At 64.2% G+C, this 16,308-nt stretch carries 3 protein-coding genes; all 3 read right to left on the reverse strand.

All coding sequences use genetic code 11. From position 1 onward, the window contains the following. Positions 1-14 precede the first annotated feature (14 nt). The 3 genes from CFU_RS11830 to CFU_RS11840 all read right to left on the reverse strand — a co-directional run bounded on the left by CFU_RS11830 (position 15) and on the right by CFU_RS11840 (position 16,204). Complete coding sequence (locus CFU_RS11830; RefSeq protein WP_014006274.1) at positions 15-1,388, reverse strand: lysine N(6)-hydroxylase/L-ornithine N(5)-oxygenase family protein; 1,374 nt, start codon at positions 1,386-1,388, stop codon at positions 15-17. Between the two features lie 91 nt (positions 1,389-1,479). Then, positions 1,480-6,495 (reverse strand): non-ribosomal peptide synthetase, encoded by a 5,016-nt coding sequence (locus CFU_RS11835; protein WP_041743382.1) that lies wholly within the window; start codon positions 6,493-6,495, stop codon positions 1,480-1,482. Between the two features lie 10 nt (positions 6,496-6,505). Beyond that, positions 6,506-16,204, reverse strand: coding sequence for a non-ribosomal peptide synthetase (locus CFU_RS11840; protein WP_041741853.1), 9,699 nt, complete (start codon positions 16,202-16,204; stop codon positions 6,506-6,508). Positions 16,205-16,308 lie beyond the last annotated feature (104 nt).

Here is a 16,308-nt window from a genome sequence, read left to right on the forward strand (position 1 = left end):
CGCCGCTTTCCTTATCAAAGGGCAGAGGCTATTCGGCCGCCGTCCACTCCGTTTTTCTGTTGCTCGATCATCGGACCGGACACCCGGTCCTGCTTTGCCCCCTGCACCAGCGAGGCAGTAATTTCATCCGAGCGCAGCGCCAGCACCGACAGCAGCGTATCGGACAAGCCGTGGCTGTCCTCGCAGCAGCCTTGCAGGTAGATGCGCGGCTTGAAGTTCGCCGGCGTGGTGAGCCGGTAGTCGCGCCCGACGTTGCCCTGGGCCAGCGCATCGCCCAGGTATGGCGCCAGTCCGTCCAGCAGTCCAAGATGGTTGGCGCGGCCGTAGCCGGTCGCCAGCACCAGCGCGTCAAACCGTTCGGCGCAGGCGTGGCCGCTCAGGCGGTCGCGCAAGGTCAGCTCGACCTGGCCGTTGCTATTGCGTACGGCGGCTTCGATCGCCGTATTCGCCAGCAGGCGATGGCGCGGTTCGGCGGCCACGTTCTGCAAGTACAGCATTTCGTAGATTTGTTCGATCAGCGAACGGTCGACCACCGCATAATTGGTGTCGCGGAAACGGTCGATCAGCGAGCGCCGCACGTCTTTCGCCTGCGCGTAGACAATGTCGGTGTACGCCGGGCTGAAAATCTCGTTGACAAACGGGCTGTCGTCGGCCGGCTTCAGCGCGCTGGAACGTATCACCATGCTGACATCGACGCCTGGATAACGGCGCGTCAGGTCGACGAACACTTCGGCAGCGCTCTGCCCCGCCCCGATCACTGCGATCCGCTTACGTGGACCGTTCTGCGGAGCGCCTACCACGCGGTCGATGGAAGTCAGGTAATTCGAGGTATGGATCACATTGTACGGGCCGAGCGTGGCAAACATTTCCGGAATCCTTGCCGAACCGCCGATGCCGACCGACAGCGCATGCGTCACGCGCTGCCACTCGCGGCCTGCCTCATCGCGTGAAAACACGCGCAAGGCATTGACCTGGCCGCTGTTGTCTGTCGCCGCTACCGGTTCAATCCCGACTACGGTCTCGCCGTAATGCACGCGCTCGTCAAAAGCCTGGGCCACCCAGTTCAGGTAATCGTGGAATTCGACCCGGGTCGGATAGAAGCTTTTCAGGTTGACGAAATCGGGCAGGCGGCCGCGTTCGAACAGATAGTTGATGAACGTGAAGCGGCTCTTCGGATCGCGCAAGGTGACCAGATCCTTGAGGAAGGAAATCTGCATCCGGCAATCGTCCAGCAGCATGCCGCGGTGCCAGCCGAATTCCGGCTGCCGCTCGACAAAACAATGGTTCAGGTGCGATGCGCCGGCCTCTTCGGCAAGGCGGACGGCAAGCGAAAGATTGGACGGCCCGAAGCCGACGCCAATCAGATCAAAAACACTATCTCGTTGCATGTCTAAGTTCCTTATCAGTTTTACCCGACACGCCAGGCGTATCGATTGAAAAAATTCCAGGGCGACTGCGCCGGATCCGGAAAATCCGGTTTCAGCCTGCATCGCGCAGTTCCATTGCAACAGGGGACTGAGCTGCCAGACGTGCGCCCAGAACCGAAAAATATGGCATGGCAAATACCTCGACGATCGTCAGTGGGTAACCCGCCGCCTGCGCCGCATCGACGAAACGCACGATATCGAATGAAGTGGCGCCAGCTTCGAACAAATTGACGTCAAGCGGCGGCGTGTTGTCGTCGGACAGGTCATTCCAGATGCCTTGCAGCGCCAGGGCGAATTGCCTGGCTTCTGCATGCAGCTCCGTGATCTGATCTGTCTTTGCCGCTGCCATCTGTACCGGCGCCGGACGGGGGGTATCTGAGAAGCCCGGCTGGACTGTGCCTAGTTCTGCATGCGGCGCATCGACGAACTGGCGGAACACGTTCAGGTATCCCGCCGCAAGCGACTCGACAAACACGCCGTCGACCAGTTCATTGGCATACGAGAAGGCTCCGGTCACGCGGCCGTCGGCATGCTCGACAATGTCCAGTTCCAGCTCGAACACCACGCGATGCCGGACATCGTTGAATTCGCTAAGCGCAAGGCCAGCCCAATCGCGTCCGGCAGCATCGACCGGACGCATATAGTTGAACATCACCTGGAACAAGGGATTGCCGATCGCCGCACGCGGCGTGCGCATCGCGGCAACCACATCGGAGAATGGCGTGTCCGCGTGGGCATAGGCAGCCAGCGCGGCGTCACGCACCGTAGCCAGAACCGTGGCGGGAGAATCCGCGCCGGCAAGCCGGGTACGCACCACCACTGCGTTGATGAACAATCCCAGCGCCAGGCGAGCGGCGTCGCCCGTCAATTCGCGCGTCGATGCCAGCACCCCGACCGGCTGGTCGGCCGCGCCGGTCGCACGATAAAACGCAATGTTCAGCGCCGCATGCAGCAGCATGGGCAGCGTCGCATGGTTCTCAAGCGCCATTGCACGCGCGCCCTGGACCAGACCTGCGTCCAGCTCGAAGGTAATCCGGCTCGCTGACCAGCGCGGCGCGGCGACGCGTCCCACTGCCGGCGGCGGCATGATGGTGGCTGGCGCATCGCCGAGGACATCGCGCCAAAACGCCAAACGTGCTCGCGGCGCCGCGATCGGCAATAGCGGCAGCGCCGGCAACGGTGCAGGCATCACTCGCGCGGGCGCGGAACCGGAAACCAGCGCTACGTATGTCGTGCGGACATCGTCGAACCACAGTTCAATCGACTGTCCGTCTGACACGATGTGATGGACTACCAGCGACAGCACATGGTCGTCATGCGCCAGGCGCAGCAGCCGTACACGCCACAGCGGTCCTTCGCCAAGCAGATTGAATGGCGTCAGCGCATCTTCGTCAGTCAAGGCGACCGCACGGCTTGCGGCCATCGAGGCGTCGCCAGCCAGGTCGACCGTCGGCAACACAACTTGCCAATGCGGATCGATACGCTGGCCCGGCAAGCCGCCGTTCCGCCCAACCAGCCTGGTACGCAGCGCCGGGTGACGTGCCGCGGCCAGAGAAAATGCCTGACGCAAAGCTTCGGCATCGAGCGGGCCGTTCAGGCGCATTGCAATCGGGATGTTGTACGCAGCGTTGTCGGGTTGCGTCCGCCACAAGAACCACAGGCCGAGTTGCGCAGCCGACAGCGGCAGCAAGCCGTCGGCATCCGCGTCGGCAACGACAGCCGCAGCATGGGAATCGTCTTCAGGCATCGGTTCCGTGCGGACCGAGGCCAGCACGCGCTGCGCATATTGCGCCAAGGTCGGCGCTTCAAACAGCGCACGCACCGGCACATCGTGGCCGAGCCGCTCAGCCACCCGCGTCGCCACCCGCACCGCAGCCAGCGAATGGCCGCCCATCTCGAAGAAATGATCGGCGCGGCCGACCCGTTCGACACCCAGTATCTCGCGCCATATTTGCGCCACCGCAGTCTCTACGCCAGCGGTGGGCGACTCGTACAGGCGCTCTACCCGTTTTGGCTCTGGCAATGCACCGCGGTCGACCTTGCTGTTGGTATTGCGCGGCAAGGCGTCGAGCACAATAATGTGCGCCGGCACCATGTAGTCAGGCAGCGTATGACGCAGATGGGCATCCAGCTCAGCCGCGTCCGCCGGCATCCGGCGCAGGCGCGCCTCGGCGCTCAGCTCGACATAAGCCACCAGCGCAGCCTGTGCAGCCTTGCCGTGCACGATGGCCACGGCTTCGCGCACATCCTCATGCGCAGCCAGTTGGGCCTCGATCTCGCCCAGCTCGATACGCAGGCCGCGCAGCTTCACCTGGTGGTCAACCCGCCCGATAAAATCGAATACGCCGTCGGCGCGCCTTTTGACCAGGTCGCCCGTGCTGTAGAGCCGCGCACCAGGGGCTCCGAACGGATCCGGCACAAAACGTTCGGCGGTAAGTGCTGGCCGGTCGAGATACCCGCGCGCCACTCCCACCCCTTCCCCGCCCAGGAACAACTCGCCGATCACGCCAACCGGCAAGGGATTAAGTCGCGCATCCAGCACATGCGCGGTGCGCGCGCCGACCAGGGTGCCGATCGGCAGGTAGGCGCTGTCCGCCAGCCCGCCGATATCGTCATGCGGATAGAACATCCACAGCATCGGCGTGATGACGGTTTCGGTAGGACCATAACCATTAACGATGCGCACTTTCGGGAAAGCTCGGCGCATCAGTGCGAACGCCTCGCGCGAGGTCGCTTCGCCGCCTACAGTCAGCGAACGCAAGGCAGGCGGCGCACCGTGCGCCAGCGCCCATTCTGCCAGCTGCGCGGCGCAGCCGGGCGGCACGTAGGTCATGGTGACGCCTTCGCGCACCATCATCTTGCAGGTCAGCGCCGGCGGCCAGAGCGTGTCGGCGGTCACCGCCACCGCGGCGCCCGACATGTACTGGGAAAACCATCCCTCGTGCGCACCGTCGAAATTGACCGACTGGAACAGCAGGAACACATCGTCTTCGCCAGCGCCGTAGCGTTCGGCAATGGCCGCGCAATGGCGGCTGAAAGAGCCATGGTCGACCACCACGCCCTTCGGCTTTCCGGTCGAGCCGGAGGTATAGATCACGTAGGCAGCTTGGGTCGGCGCAACGGCTGGCAGCGCTACCGATGCAACTTCGGTGTCATCGGCGTCGTTCGTCTGCTCACTTATCAGCCAGATCCGCAGAGAATCCGATACCGGCAGCGCCGACAGGCTTTGATCCTCGCTAATCACATGCGTGATCTGTGCATCGCCGATGATCTGCGCCAGGCGCTCCCGGGGATGGGCCGGATCAAGCGGCACAAAGGCCCCGCCCGACTTCAGCACCGCGATCAGGCCAACCAGCAGGTCGACCGAGCGGCTGAGCGCGACCCCCACCCGCATCTCGGCGCTGACACCGTCTGCAACCAAGCGCCGCGCCAGCCGTGCCGCACGCGCATCGACTTCGCCGCGCGTGAGCGAACGCTCGACATCGGCGACGCCGCGCGCATCAGGCCGGGCCCGGGCATGTTCGGCGATATATTCATGCACTGCCTTGAATGCCGTCGGCTGATATGGCTGCTGGTTATTCCAGGCCTCGAGCTGCGCCCGTTCGGCCTGCGGCAGCCACTGCAAATCGCAGACCGCCGTTTCAGGCATTGCTGTTGCGCTTGACAGCAATGTGACAAAACGTTGCGCAAGCCGCTCCACGGCATCGGCGTCAAACAGGTCAAAGGCATAGGTGAGGCCGGCGTCGATTCCGCCGTCTTCGCTTTCCTCGAAAGCCAATGTCAGGTCGAATTTTGCGAACGGTGCGCCCGACGGCAGCATGGTGATGGATACATCGGCAAGCGATGGCAAATGCCGGCGCGCACCGTAGGCGGCCATCACCTGAAACAATGGGTTATGGCTCGCGCTGCGCACTACGCCAAGCGCTTCGACCACCTGCTCGAACGGCACGTCCTGGTGCGACTGGGCGTCAATCAGGTTGCGCTGGACCAGCTCCACCAGCGTCGCGAACGATTGCGTGCGGCCAATGCGCGTGGCAAGCGTCAATGTGTTGACAAAAAAACCAATCAATCCCGCCGTTTCGCCGCGTTCGCGGTTTGCCGACGGCACCCCAACCTGGATCTGCGACTCGCCGGAGGCGCGCGCCAGCAGCGCATTGAGCGCCGCCAGCAGCACGGCGAACGGTGTCGCCCGCTGTGCATTGGCCAGGGTCCGCACGCGCTGCGCCAGTGGCGCATCGATCCTGAACAGATGGCGCGCACCGCGTGCGCTGCGTTGCGCCGGACGCGGCGCGGCGCCTGGCAGCACCAGCACGCTGTCGGCCAGCTGTCCACGCCAGAATGCAAGCTGCGATTCGCGTTCGCCGGCATCCAGCCAGCGGCGCTGCCACAACGCATAGTCGGCATACTGGACCGGCAACGGCGCCAGCGAGATCGTCTCTTTCATTGCATATGAGCGGTAAAACGATCCCAGTTCGGCCAGCATGACGTCGACCGACCAGCCGTCCGCCACGATGTGATGCAGTGTGATCGCCAGCCAGTGCGTATTTGCATCCAGCCGTATCAGACAGGCCCGCAGCAGCGGCCCATGAGTCAAGTCGAACGGCTGCGCTTCATCCTTGTGCGCGATTTCCTCCGCACGCGCAGTGCGCTCTGAAACGGGAACATCGCTCAAGTCAATGCTGTGCCATGGACAGCGCGCCGGCGCATGCACTGTCTGCAGCACACCGTCCGCACTTTCCGTGAAGGTGGTGCGCAAGGCTTCATGGCGCGCGATCAATGCGTCGCATGACAGGCGCAATGCATGGGCGTCTAGCGCGCCGTTGAGCTGCAGCCGCTCGGTGATGTGATAGGCCGCCGGTTCGTCGATCATCCGTGTGTGCAGCCACAGACGCGTCTGCGCAAACGAAGCCGGCACGCTTGCCGTGCGTTCGGCGCGCGGCGGAATCGGCAGCAGGCGGAAATCGATGTCCGCAGCCGCCAGCTTTTGAAGAAACAGCTTACGCTGTGCTTCCGGCAATTGCGCAAAACGGGCAGCAAGAGAAAGCAGGTCTGGTTTTGCAGTTGTCATCAGTTGGTCCTTATTCCATTTCCAGTTCGCCCAGCAGCGCATCAATCGCGCTGGCCGCATCCGGTCCTGGCTTGGCGCTGCGTTCGGCCAGCGCCAGGTCGATTGCGGCCGCGCAACGCGCCAGCGTGCGTTCGTCGAACAACGCGCGCAGCGGCAGCATCAGCGCCCAATGCAAGTTGGCCTGGGCGTTGGCCTGCGTCGCCAGCAACGAATGGCCGCCGAGCATGAAGAAATCATCGTTGCGGTCAATAGCTTCGGCCGCATCGAGGCGCAGCACACGCTGCCAGATGGCGGCGAGTTGAAGTTCGGTATCGGTCTGCAAGGCAGCTGCCGTTTTTTCCTGCCGCACTGGCGCAGGCAATGCATTACGGTCGCATTTCCCGTTCGGCGTCACTGGCAACGCTTCCAGTTCGATCAAATGAGCCGGCACCATGTATGCCGGCAGTTGCGCCTGCAACAGGCTGAACAGCATGTCCTGGTCGAGTGCGCCGTCCGCGCCGCGTGCCAGGTAGCCGATCAATTGCTCGTCGCGCACGATCACCACGGCGTCGTGCACGCCCGCCACCGTGCGCAGCAAGGCCTCGATCTCGCCCAGTTCGATCCGCTGGCCGCGCAGCTTGACCTGGGTATCGATACGGCCCAGGTAATCGAGGGCACCATCGGCCCGGCGGCGCGCCAGGTCGCCGGTGCGGTACAGGCGCGCGCCCGGCACGAACGGATCCGGCACGAAGCGCTCGGCTGTCAGCCCGGAGCGGCCGAGATAACCGCGCGCCAGGCCGACCCCGCCCAGATACAGTTCGCCGACGCCGCCTTGCGGCACCGGGTGCAAGCCGATATCCAGCACATGCAGCTGAAGGTTGGCGATAGGATGGCCGATCGGCACTGAAGCCGCCCGTCCGTCGTCCGTCTCGCAGGTCCAGTGTGAAACATCGATGGCCGCCTCGGTCGGGCCATAGAGGTTGTAGAGCCGGGCATGCGGCAGCAGCTGCGCCACGCGCGCCACCAGTTCCGGCGCCAGCGCCTCGCCACTGGCGACTATCCGCTCGATGCTCAGGCAGCGCCCGGCGGCTTTGAAGTCGTCGAGATAGGCAACGAATGCCGCCAGCATCGACGGTACGAAATGCAGCGTCGTCACCCGGTGCGTCTCGATCGCCACCACCAGCCGTGCCGGATCGCGATGATCGCCTGGCGCGGCAATCGCCAGCTTGGCGCCGACGGCCAACGGCCAGACGAATTCCCAGACCGACACATCAAAGCCGAACGGCGTCTTGTGCAATACGACGTCGTCGGGCCGCAGCTGGTACGCCGACTGCATCCACGCAATCCGGTTCGCCAGGGCGCGATGGGTATTGCCGGCGCCCTTCGGCTTGCCGGTCGAGCCGGAGGTGTAGATCAGGTAGGCCAGCTGGTCGGCGGCAATATCTACAGGCTGATGGAGAACAGCAGAGCTTTGCATCAGCTCGGTGGCAGTAAAGATGCGCACATCGCCATGCGACGCAGCGGCTGCAACGCGCTCACGCAGATGTGCTTGCGTGATCACTACCGCCGGCAGCGCATCGTTGAGCATATAAGCGATGCGTTCAGGCGGATAATCCGGATCTATAGGCAGATAGGCGGCGCCAGCCTTCAATACGCCAAGCAGCGCCACCACCATATCGAAAGAACGCTCGACGCACAGGGCAACCGCCGTGTCCGGCCTAACGCCGGCATCGAGCAGCGCAGCGGCGACGCGAATGGCGCACTGGTCAAGTTCGCCATAGCGCATCTGCTGCGGGCGGCCTTGCGCATCGAGCAATTCAAGCGCAACCGCTTCAGGCGTTGCAGCGGCGGCGCGCTCAAACTGCCGGTGCAATGCCATTTGCTGCGCAGCGGGCCAGGCTTGCGTCGTAGCGTTATGGCGCACCAGCGCATTCAGGTCGTCATCAACTGCAACCGCGATCGAACCGAGCGGCGCCTGCGGGTCGGCGATAAAAGCATCGACAGCAGCTACGAATGCGCGATGCAAAGCGACGACGCGCGCCTCGCCGATGCGCGCCGCATCGTAGCCGTAATCGATGGTCAGCAATGTTCCGGCTTCAATCACCAGCGTCAATGCAAAGTCGGTCGCTTCGATGTTGCGCAGGCCGCTCATCTTCAGCGCCCGTTCGTCGCGCCCCTGCCACGCTTCGTCGACCGGATAGTTTTCGAATACGACCAGCGTATCGAACAATGCTCCGCCTAGTCCGGCCCATTGCTGGATTTCGTACAGCGGGGTATGCGCATGCTCGGCTGCCGCGGCGTTATCGCCCTGCAGCTCGTGCAGCCATTCTGCTGCCGAGCGTTGCGGCGGCGGCGCGGTTATGACAGGCAGGGTATTGATGAAAAGACCAAGCACAGTCTCAACATCGGGCAATGCGTCGGGACGGCCGGCTACAGTTGCGCCGAACGCTACCGCCGGCTGGTTGGTCATGCGTTGCAGCGCCAGCGCCCATGCGCCCTGTACCAGCGTATTGAGCGTTATTTTCAAGCCGCGAGCCGTTTCGGCCATGCGCGCTGTCACATCGGCAGCGAATGTCGCGCGCCAGGTGCAATGCTGGGCCGGACGTCCGGCTTCGGCTTCACGTTCGGTGACGCGTGTTGGCTCATCAAGACGGGCCAGGCACTGCAGCCAGAATTGACGTTCCGCATCGAGATCGCGTGCGGCAAGCCAGGCGATGAAATCGCGGTAGCGGGTTTTGGCAGCTGCGGCAAACAGCTGCGGGCGCGGCGGCTCGATGTAGTCGCGCAGCACGTCGGCAAAGAAACGCGCCGTGCTCCAGCCATCCAGCAGCAGATGGTGGCGGGTCCAGACCAGCCGCCACTCGTCGTCCGTCAAGCGGATCAGCGCAACGCGCATCAGAGGTGGCGCACTCAGATCGAAACTGCGCATGCGGTCCTGGACCAGCCAATCCTCGAATGCCGTTTTTCCGCTCTCGCCCCTTTCGTCCCTTCTACGCCAGTCCAGGATTTCAACCGGCATCTGCGCCTGCCGATGCACGATCTGCATCGCTACCGCTTCGTTGGAGATGAAGCCGGTCCGCAGGATGTCATGACGCGCTACCGCCGCCTCGAAGGCTGTACGCAAACGCGCTGCGTCCGGCGCCGCCAGCGTGGCCACCAGCTGGTTCACATAGGTCGACTGCTCAGGTGCGAACAGGGAATGGAACAAGATGCCTTGCTGCATCGGCGACAAGGGATACATGTCCTCGATTGTGCGCAAATCGAAGGGCAGCCGTTCCAGCGCGCCCTGCGTCAGGCCCGCTGCACGCGCCAGCGGATAATCGCCGGGCGTGGCGCTGCCGCCGCGTTGCGCCAGGCGCGTGGCGCAGGCCGCCGTCAATTCAGCAAGCGCCGCTTCGAAACGGCACGCCAGGGCTTCGATAGTGGCGCGCTCGAACTGCGTGTTGCCAAATACCCAATGCACTTTCAAGGTGCGCGGTCCGTCGGCGTCGATATAGGCGTGGATCGCCAGCGCATTGCCGAGCGGGCCGGCAGGATCGCGCTCGCAGCCCGCGCCGCCGAAGCATGGCACCAGCGCGGCATCGCGCGGCGCATCGAACTGGCCGAGATAGTTGAAGGTCACGCGCGGACGCGGTACAGCCGCCAGCGCGGTGCGCGTCGCAGCGTCGCCGTAATGTTGCAATACGCCGAATCCCAGTCCTTTATGCGGCACTGCGCGCAGCGTATCCTTGACGGCGGCCAGCGTTCCTGCAGGCGTGTCTGCGATTGCCAGCGCTACCGGATAGTGGCTGGTCAGCCAGCCTATCGTGCGGCTGACATCGACCTCGTCGAACAACGCTTCGCGGCCATGCCCTTCCAGTTCCAGCCGGCATGCGGTCTGGCCGGTGTGGGCGCACAGCGCCTGCGCCAAGGCTGTGATCAGCAGTTCGATCATTTGCGTGCGATATGCGGCGTTAGCCTCAGTCAGGGCGGCGCGCGTCAGTTCGACATCAAGGACCTGCACCACGGTCTCTGCGCTGGCGTTGGCTGCAACGGTTTGCGGATGGTCAAGCGCCAGGTCCTGGTGAGGCGCCGCAAGCGAGGTCCAGTACGGCACTTCGCTGAAGAATGGGGAATCCGCGCCGCTGGCGGCGAGCGCCAGCCGGGCCGCCCACTCCTGGGCGCTGGCGCCCGTGGCGGAAAGACGCACGCTGCGCCGTTCGCGCGCTGCACGGTAGGCGGCATCCAGGTCGTCGAGCAATACGCGCCAGGAAACGCCGTCTACGATCGCGTGATGGATTGCGAAATAGAGTTGCGTGCTGCCGTCGGGCAGCGCCGCTGCCAGCGCGCAGGCAGTCGGGCCGTGCGCCAGGTCCAGCCTGCATTGCAAGGCGTCGAATTGCGCCAGCGCATCGGTTTCGTCGCGCGCAGCGACGGTTGCCAACGGCAAGGCGTCAAAAGCCTGCGGAGCCTGTGTGATACGCCACGTATCTTGTGCGCCATTTTTCGTAAAACGCTGCTTGAATATATCGTGATGTTTCAGCAAGACATCGAAAGCGCGTGTGAATGCGTCAAGATCAAACGGCTCTTGCACGTCCAGCCTGACTGACTGGTTCCAATGGCCGCGCTGCGGAATCTCAAGCGAGAAAAACCGCAGCTGCGCAGGCGTCAGCACCAGGTTTTCTTCGCGTTTTGTTTCATGAGGCTTGGGTTGAGGAGCCTGGATTGCAGCCTCGATCGCTGTCGCTACCTGCCCCAGGCGCTCCACCGTTGGACCGTCGAACAACTGCTTCGGCGTGAAACGCACGCCGCGTTTGCGCGACCTGGCGATCACCTGCAGCACCAGGATCGAATCGCCGCCCAGTTCGAAGAAGTTGTCTTCGCGCCCGACCCGCTCGGCTTTCAGCACCTCTTTCCAGACCGCCGCCAGTGTTTCCTCAACCGTGCCGCGCGGCGCATCGCTCGCCGCGGCAGCAGGCGCCGGCGCAACCGCCAGCGCTCGCAGCGCGGACCGGTCAATTTTGCCGTTGGCAGTCACCGGCAGCACGTCAAGCGCCAGCAGCACGGCCGGCACCATGTAATCGGGCAAACGCAGCGCCAAAGCTGCACGCAACGCCGCTTCGTCCAGCTTTGCCCCGGTGCGCGGCGTGGCAAACGAGGCTAGCCGCATGCGTCCTTCGTGCTCAATCGCCAGCGTTTCCGCCTGCGCCACGCCATCCAAGGTACGCAGCACGGCGCTGACTTCGCCCGGCTCGACCCGGTAGCCACGGATCTTCACCTGGTCGTCGAGACGGCCCAGGAAATCCAACCGCCGGTCGGCACGCAATCGCACGCGGTCGCCGGTACGGTAGATACGCTCGCCCGGAGCGAACGGATGCGGCACAAAACGTTCCGCGGTCGCCGCGGCCCGGCCCAGGTAGCCACGGGCAACGCCCGGGCCGCCGAGATACAGTTCGCCGATCGCACCCGGCGGCACGCTTGCGCCGCTTGCATCGAGCACGCAGGCATAGGCGTTCGGCAGAGGACGGCCGAGCGGCACGCTTTGCGCCGCTGTCGCTGCCGCCCGCAATCCGGCTTGTGCCGGCGCCGAGGTATCGCAGGTCAGTGCGCCCACTGTAGCTTCTGTGGGGCCGTAATGATTGATCACTCGGCAGCCAGGCTTGAGCACTGCGATCCGCTCCACCAGCGCCCATGGCAAGGCCTCGCCGCCCGTCACGATGGCGTGGGCAGGCAGCACATCCGCCGGCTGTTGGGCGTCAAGCAGTGCGTGCAGGTGGCTTGGCACGATTTTCAGCACGCCGACCTTGCGCGTCCGCATCTCATGCGCAAAACGGTCGGGGTCGAATGCGCATTCCATAGGCAGCAGATTCAGCGTGCGGCCGGAACACAGGGCGCCGAACAGCGTTGTATGGCCGAGATCCGCCGCCACCGTCGACACCATTGCCATCGAGGCATCGTCGCTGAATGCGAGTTCATCCAGCATGCCTTGCACGTAGTCGGCCAGCGCACCGTGGGAAACCACGACGCCCTTGGGTGTGCCAGTCGAGCCGGAGGTGTAGATCAGGTAAGCCGCCTGCTCTGGCGCTGGCGGCTGTCGGCGCGTTGCGCGATTTGCAAGCAACGGCGTCTGCGCAAGCGCATCCAGCCCAAGTGCCTGCGCCGCGCCGATTTGTTGCATCGGATTGGCCTGGCTAGCGACCAGGATCCATCGCGCCTGGCAGGCGTCAGCGGCAGCAGCCAGCCGCTCTTGGGGCGACGTCGGATCGAGCAGCACGGCATATGCGCCCGATTTCAGCACGGCCACCAGCGCCACCACGAAGTGCACCGAACGCTCGATGCAGACTCCTACCGGCAGCTCGGCGCCCGCTCCTTGCTGTTGCAACGCCAGCGCAATCCGGTCCGAGGCATCGTCCAGCTCGGCAAACGTGAGTTGGGTGTCGGCGTCGGCCAGTGCAATCCGATGCGGGGTTTCGCTGGCATGCCGCGCGAACAGCGCTAGCACACCGTCGTTTGCCAGCGTCAGAGAACGCCCCCGCCGTGCGACGTGATAATCGGCGTTGTCGGTGCAAACCAGTTCAGTGATCGCACGCTTCGGATCGCTCACCGCATCTGCGACCAGCACCGCAAAGCTGTTGAGCCAGGCTGACGCCGTGTCAGTGTCGATGCCGTCCAGCGCATGGGCGGCAACCAGTTCGATGCCGCGGGGATCGTCGGTGAAATCCAGCGCAAAATCGAAACGTGCGGCCAGGTCCGGCCCCGGCGACATGCGTGCGGTGGCGCCAGGCAGCTCTGCCGTCAGCTCGAGATCGAACTGCTGGGCGAACTTGACCCTGAGCCATTCATCGCCACGCCGCACTGGCGGTTTCACGGCATCAAGCACCTGGTTGAACGGCAGGTCCTGATAGGAAAACGCATCCAGGGCCGTGACGCGCACCGCGTCCAGCAATGCAGCAAACGACTGGACCGGCGCTACCCGCGCGCGCAGCGCCAAAGTATTCAGGAACAGGCCGAGCAGCGGTGCGGTTTCTGCATGCAGCCGATGCGCGATCGGTACCGCGACAACGATATCGGTGGCGCCGGTCAAGCGATACAGCCAGGCATTGAACGCTGCCAGCAGCACCGTAAACGGCGATGTCCGGGTACGCAACGCGAGCTCGCGCACCGCACCTGAAGTTTCTTCGGAGAGCCGCAACACCACGCGTCCGCCGCGATAGTCACAACCGTCTCGCTCAGCGCGCCGAGGACGGTCAAGCGGCAACGCCAGCGGGCCGGGCGCGTCACGCAATGCGTCGCGCCAATAACCAAGCTGACGCTCGCCCTCGCCAGCTGCCAGCAAGTCGCGCTGCCATTGGGAAAAATCGGCATACTGGATCGGCAACGCCGGCAGTTCGGCGGCCTGGCCGCCTGCAAACGCTGTATAGGCCGCCGTCAATTCACTGAATGCGCAACGCGAGCTCCAGCCGTCGCTGACCGAGTGATGGCTGGTCAGCAGCAGGCGCTGCGAATCGTCGGCCAGCGTCAGCAATGTGGCGCGCACCAGCGGGCCATTCGACAGGTCGAATGCCTCGGCCACATGGCGCTCCGCCAGTTCGGCCGCCTTCGCCGTACGCTCTGCGGCGCCGTATGGACGCAAATCGATTTCCGCTATCTGCACCGGCAAGACTGCATGGATACGCTGCATGACGATGCCGTCATCGTTTTCGACCAGCGTCGTGCGCCAGACCTGATGCCGCTCCATGATCAGGTCAAGCGCACGCTGCAGCAGGTCGATCTTCAGGGCGCCTGCCACATCCCATTGCACGGCGATGTGATAAGCCGCGCCGGCGTCGCGGGTCTGCGCCAGCACCCAGAAACGCTGCTGGGCGAACGATGCGGGACGATCGACAAACGGCGCGTCGTTGCTGTCTTGCGACACACGCGCCCGCGGGATGTCATGCGCCTGTGTTTGCGTTTCAATTTCGCCGCGTTCGACCAGCAGCGCCAGCTCCTCAAGCGACGGATTGTCGAACAGCGCGTCAAGCCGCAGGTTTACCCGCCACTCGTTCCGGATTGCTACCTGCAGCTGCATGGCGGCCAGCGAATCGCCGCCGCGCGTAAAGAAACGGTCCGAGCGGCCAATGGGTGCAGCATCGTTCAGCAGCCGCTGCCATAGTTCGGCGAGCATGTTTTCGAGCGCCGTTGCCGGAGCAAGGTAATCAGCGCCTGGCGCCAGCGGAAGCGCGGCCACACTCTCACGCAGCGAGGCCCGGTCCAGCTTGCCGTTGAGCGTATACGGCAGGCGTTCAAGGCGCACAAAACGATGCGGTTGCCATGCCGGCGGCAGTTGTGCCGCAAGGTGCGCCTTCAATACATCATCGTCGAGCACCTCGCTCAGCATCACACAGGCAATCAGCTGGGTACGACCGTTTGCCGTTTCGGCAAGCACGGCGGCGTCGCCGACAGCCGGATGGGCCAGCAGGCAGGCAGCAATTTCGCCAGGCTCGACCCGCACGCCGCGAATTTGCACCTGGTCGTCGATGCGCCCCAGGTAATCGAATGCGCCGTCGGTACGTTCGCGCGCCAGGTCGCCGCTACGGTAGATGCGGCCGCCAGGCGCGCCGGCCGGATCCGGCAAGAAACGTTCGGCGGTAAGCGCCGGGCGCCCATGGTAGCCGCGCGCCAGGCATACGCCGCCCAGCAGCAGTTCGCCGGCCTGGCCTTGCGGCAGCTCGGCTATCCGCGCAGTCCGTGCAATCGCCGACCCTATCGGCCAGCCTATCGGCAGCGATGCAAAGCCATTGCCCTGCTCCTGGGCCGGTACGCTGGCGGGATCGACCGGCCACAGCATCGGCGAAATGATCGCTTCGGTCGGGCCGTAGCCGTTGACCAGCCGGATTTCAGGAAACGCCTGCCTGATTTCATCAAAGGTATCCTGCGACATCGCTTCGCCGCCGAACAGCAGCACACGCAGCGCGGACGGCACCCCAAAGCGCTTGGAAGCAGCAGCGAATTCGCGCAGATAGGCAGGCGGCAAGGTGGTGTTGGTGACTCCTTCGCGCTCCATCATGGCGCGCGCGGTTTCCGGCGGAAACGGCGGCGGATCGCTGATCACGACGCTGGCGCCGATTGACAGCGGCGCCAGCCAGGCTTCGATCGATACGTCGAAATTCACCGAAGCGAAATGCAGCAGGCGGTCTGTGGGCCCGATCGGCAACGATGTGTTGAGGGCGTCGCAGTGGACGGCAAGCGGACCATGCTCGACCACCACCGCCTTCGGCGTGCCGGTCGAGCCCGAGGTGTAGATCATGTAAGCCGCTGCCCGGGGATTTACCGGCGTCTCGTCCTCGGCAAGCAAAGGCTCGGCATCAGCCACCGGCTTATCAACAATGAAACATTGTGTAAACCGTGCGTGCATGGCGGCATCTGCCGAATCGTCGACGATGCCATGGGCCAGCCCCGCATCCTGTACGACCCAGTCAAGGCGCGCGGCCGGATGGCGCGGATCGAGGGCGACGAACACGCCGCCCGCTTTCAATACTGCCAGCAATGCAACAAACAGATCGCAGGAACGCTCGACACACACGCCGACCCGCACCTCGGTGCTGACGCCTGCCGCGCGCAGCCGGGCGGCGAGACGCGACGCGCGGGCGTCCAGCTCGCCGCGCGACAAGCGCACGGTATGCGGTGTAAACGACGCCAGCGCGGGCGCATCGGGGTCAAGGCGCGCTTGCGCACGGATCTGGTGGTGCAAGGCAATCGGAAAGCTCGTCATAGACATAAATCCTCTAGGTTGGCCGCAAGTACGGCCTCTTTGCTAGATTGACGAACCACGCGCCGGAATTTTTACTTAATTCGCCCAGAAAAAAGTTTTTTCGC

It is taken from the genome of Collimonas fungivorans Ter331, assembly GCF_000221045.1.
GTDB classification, from domain to species: Bacteria; Pseudomonadota; Gammaproteobacteria; order Burkholderiales; family Burkholderiaceae_D; genus Collimonas; species Collimonas fungivorans_A.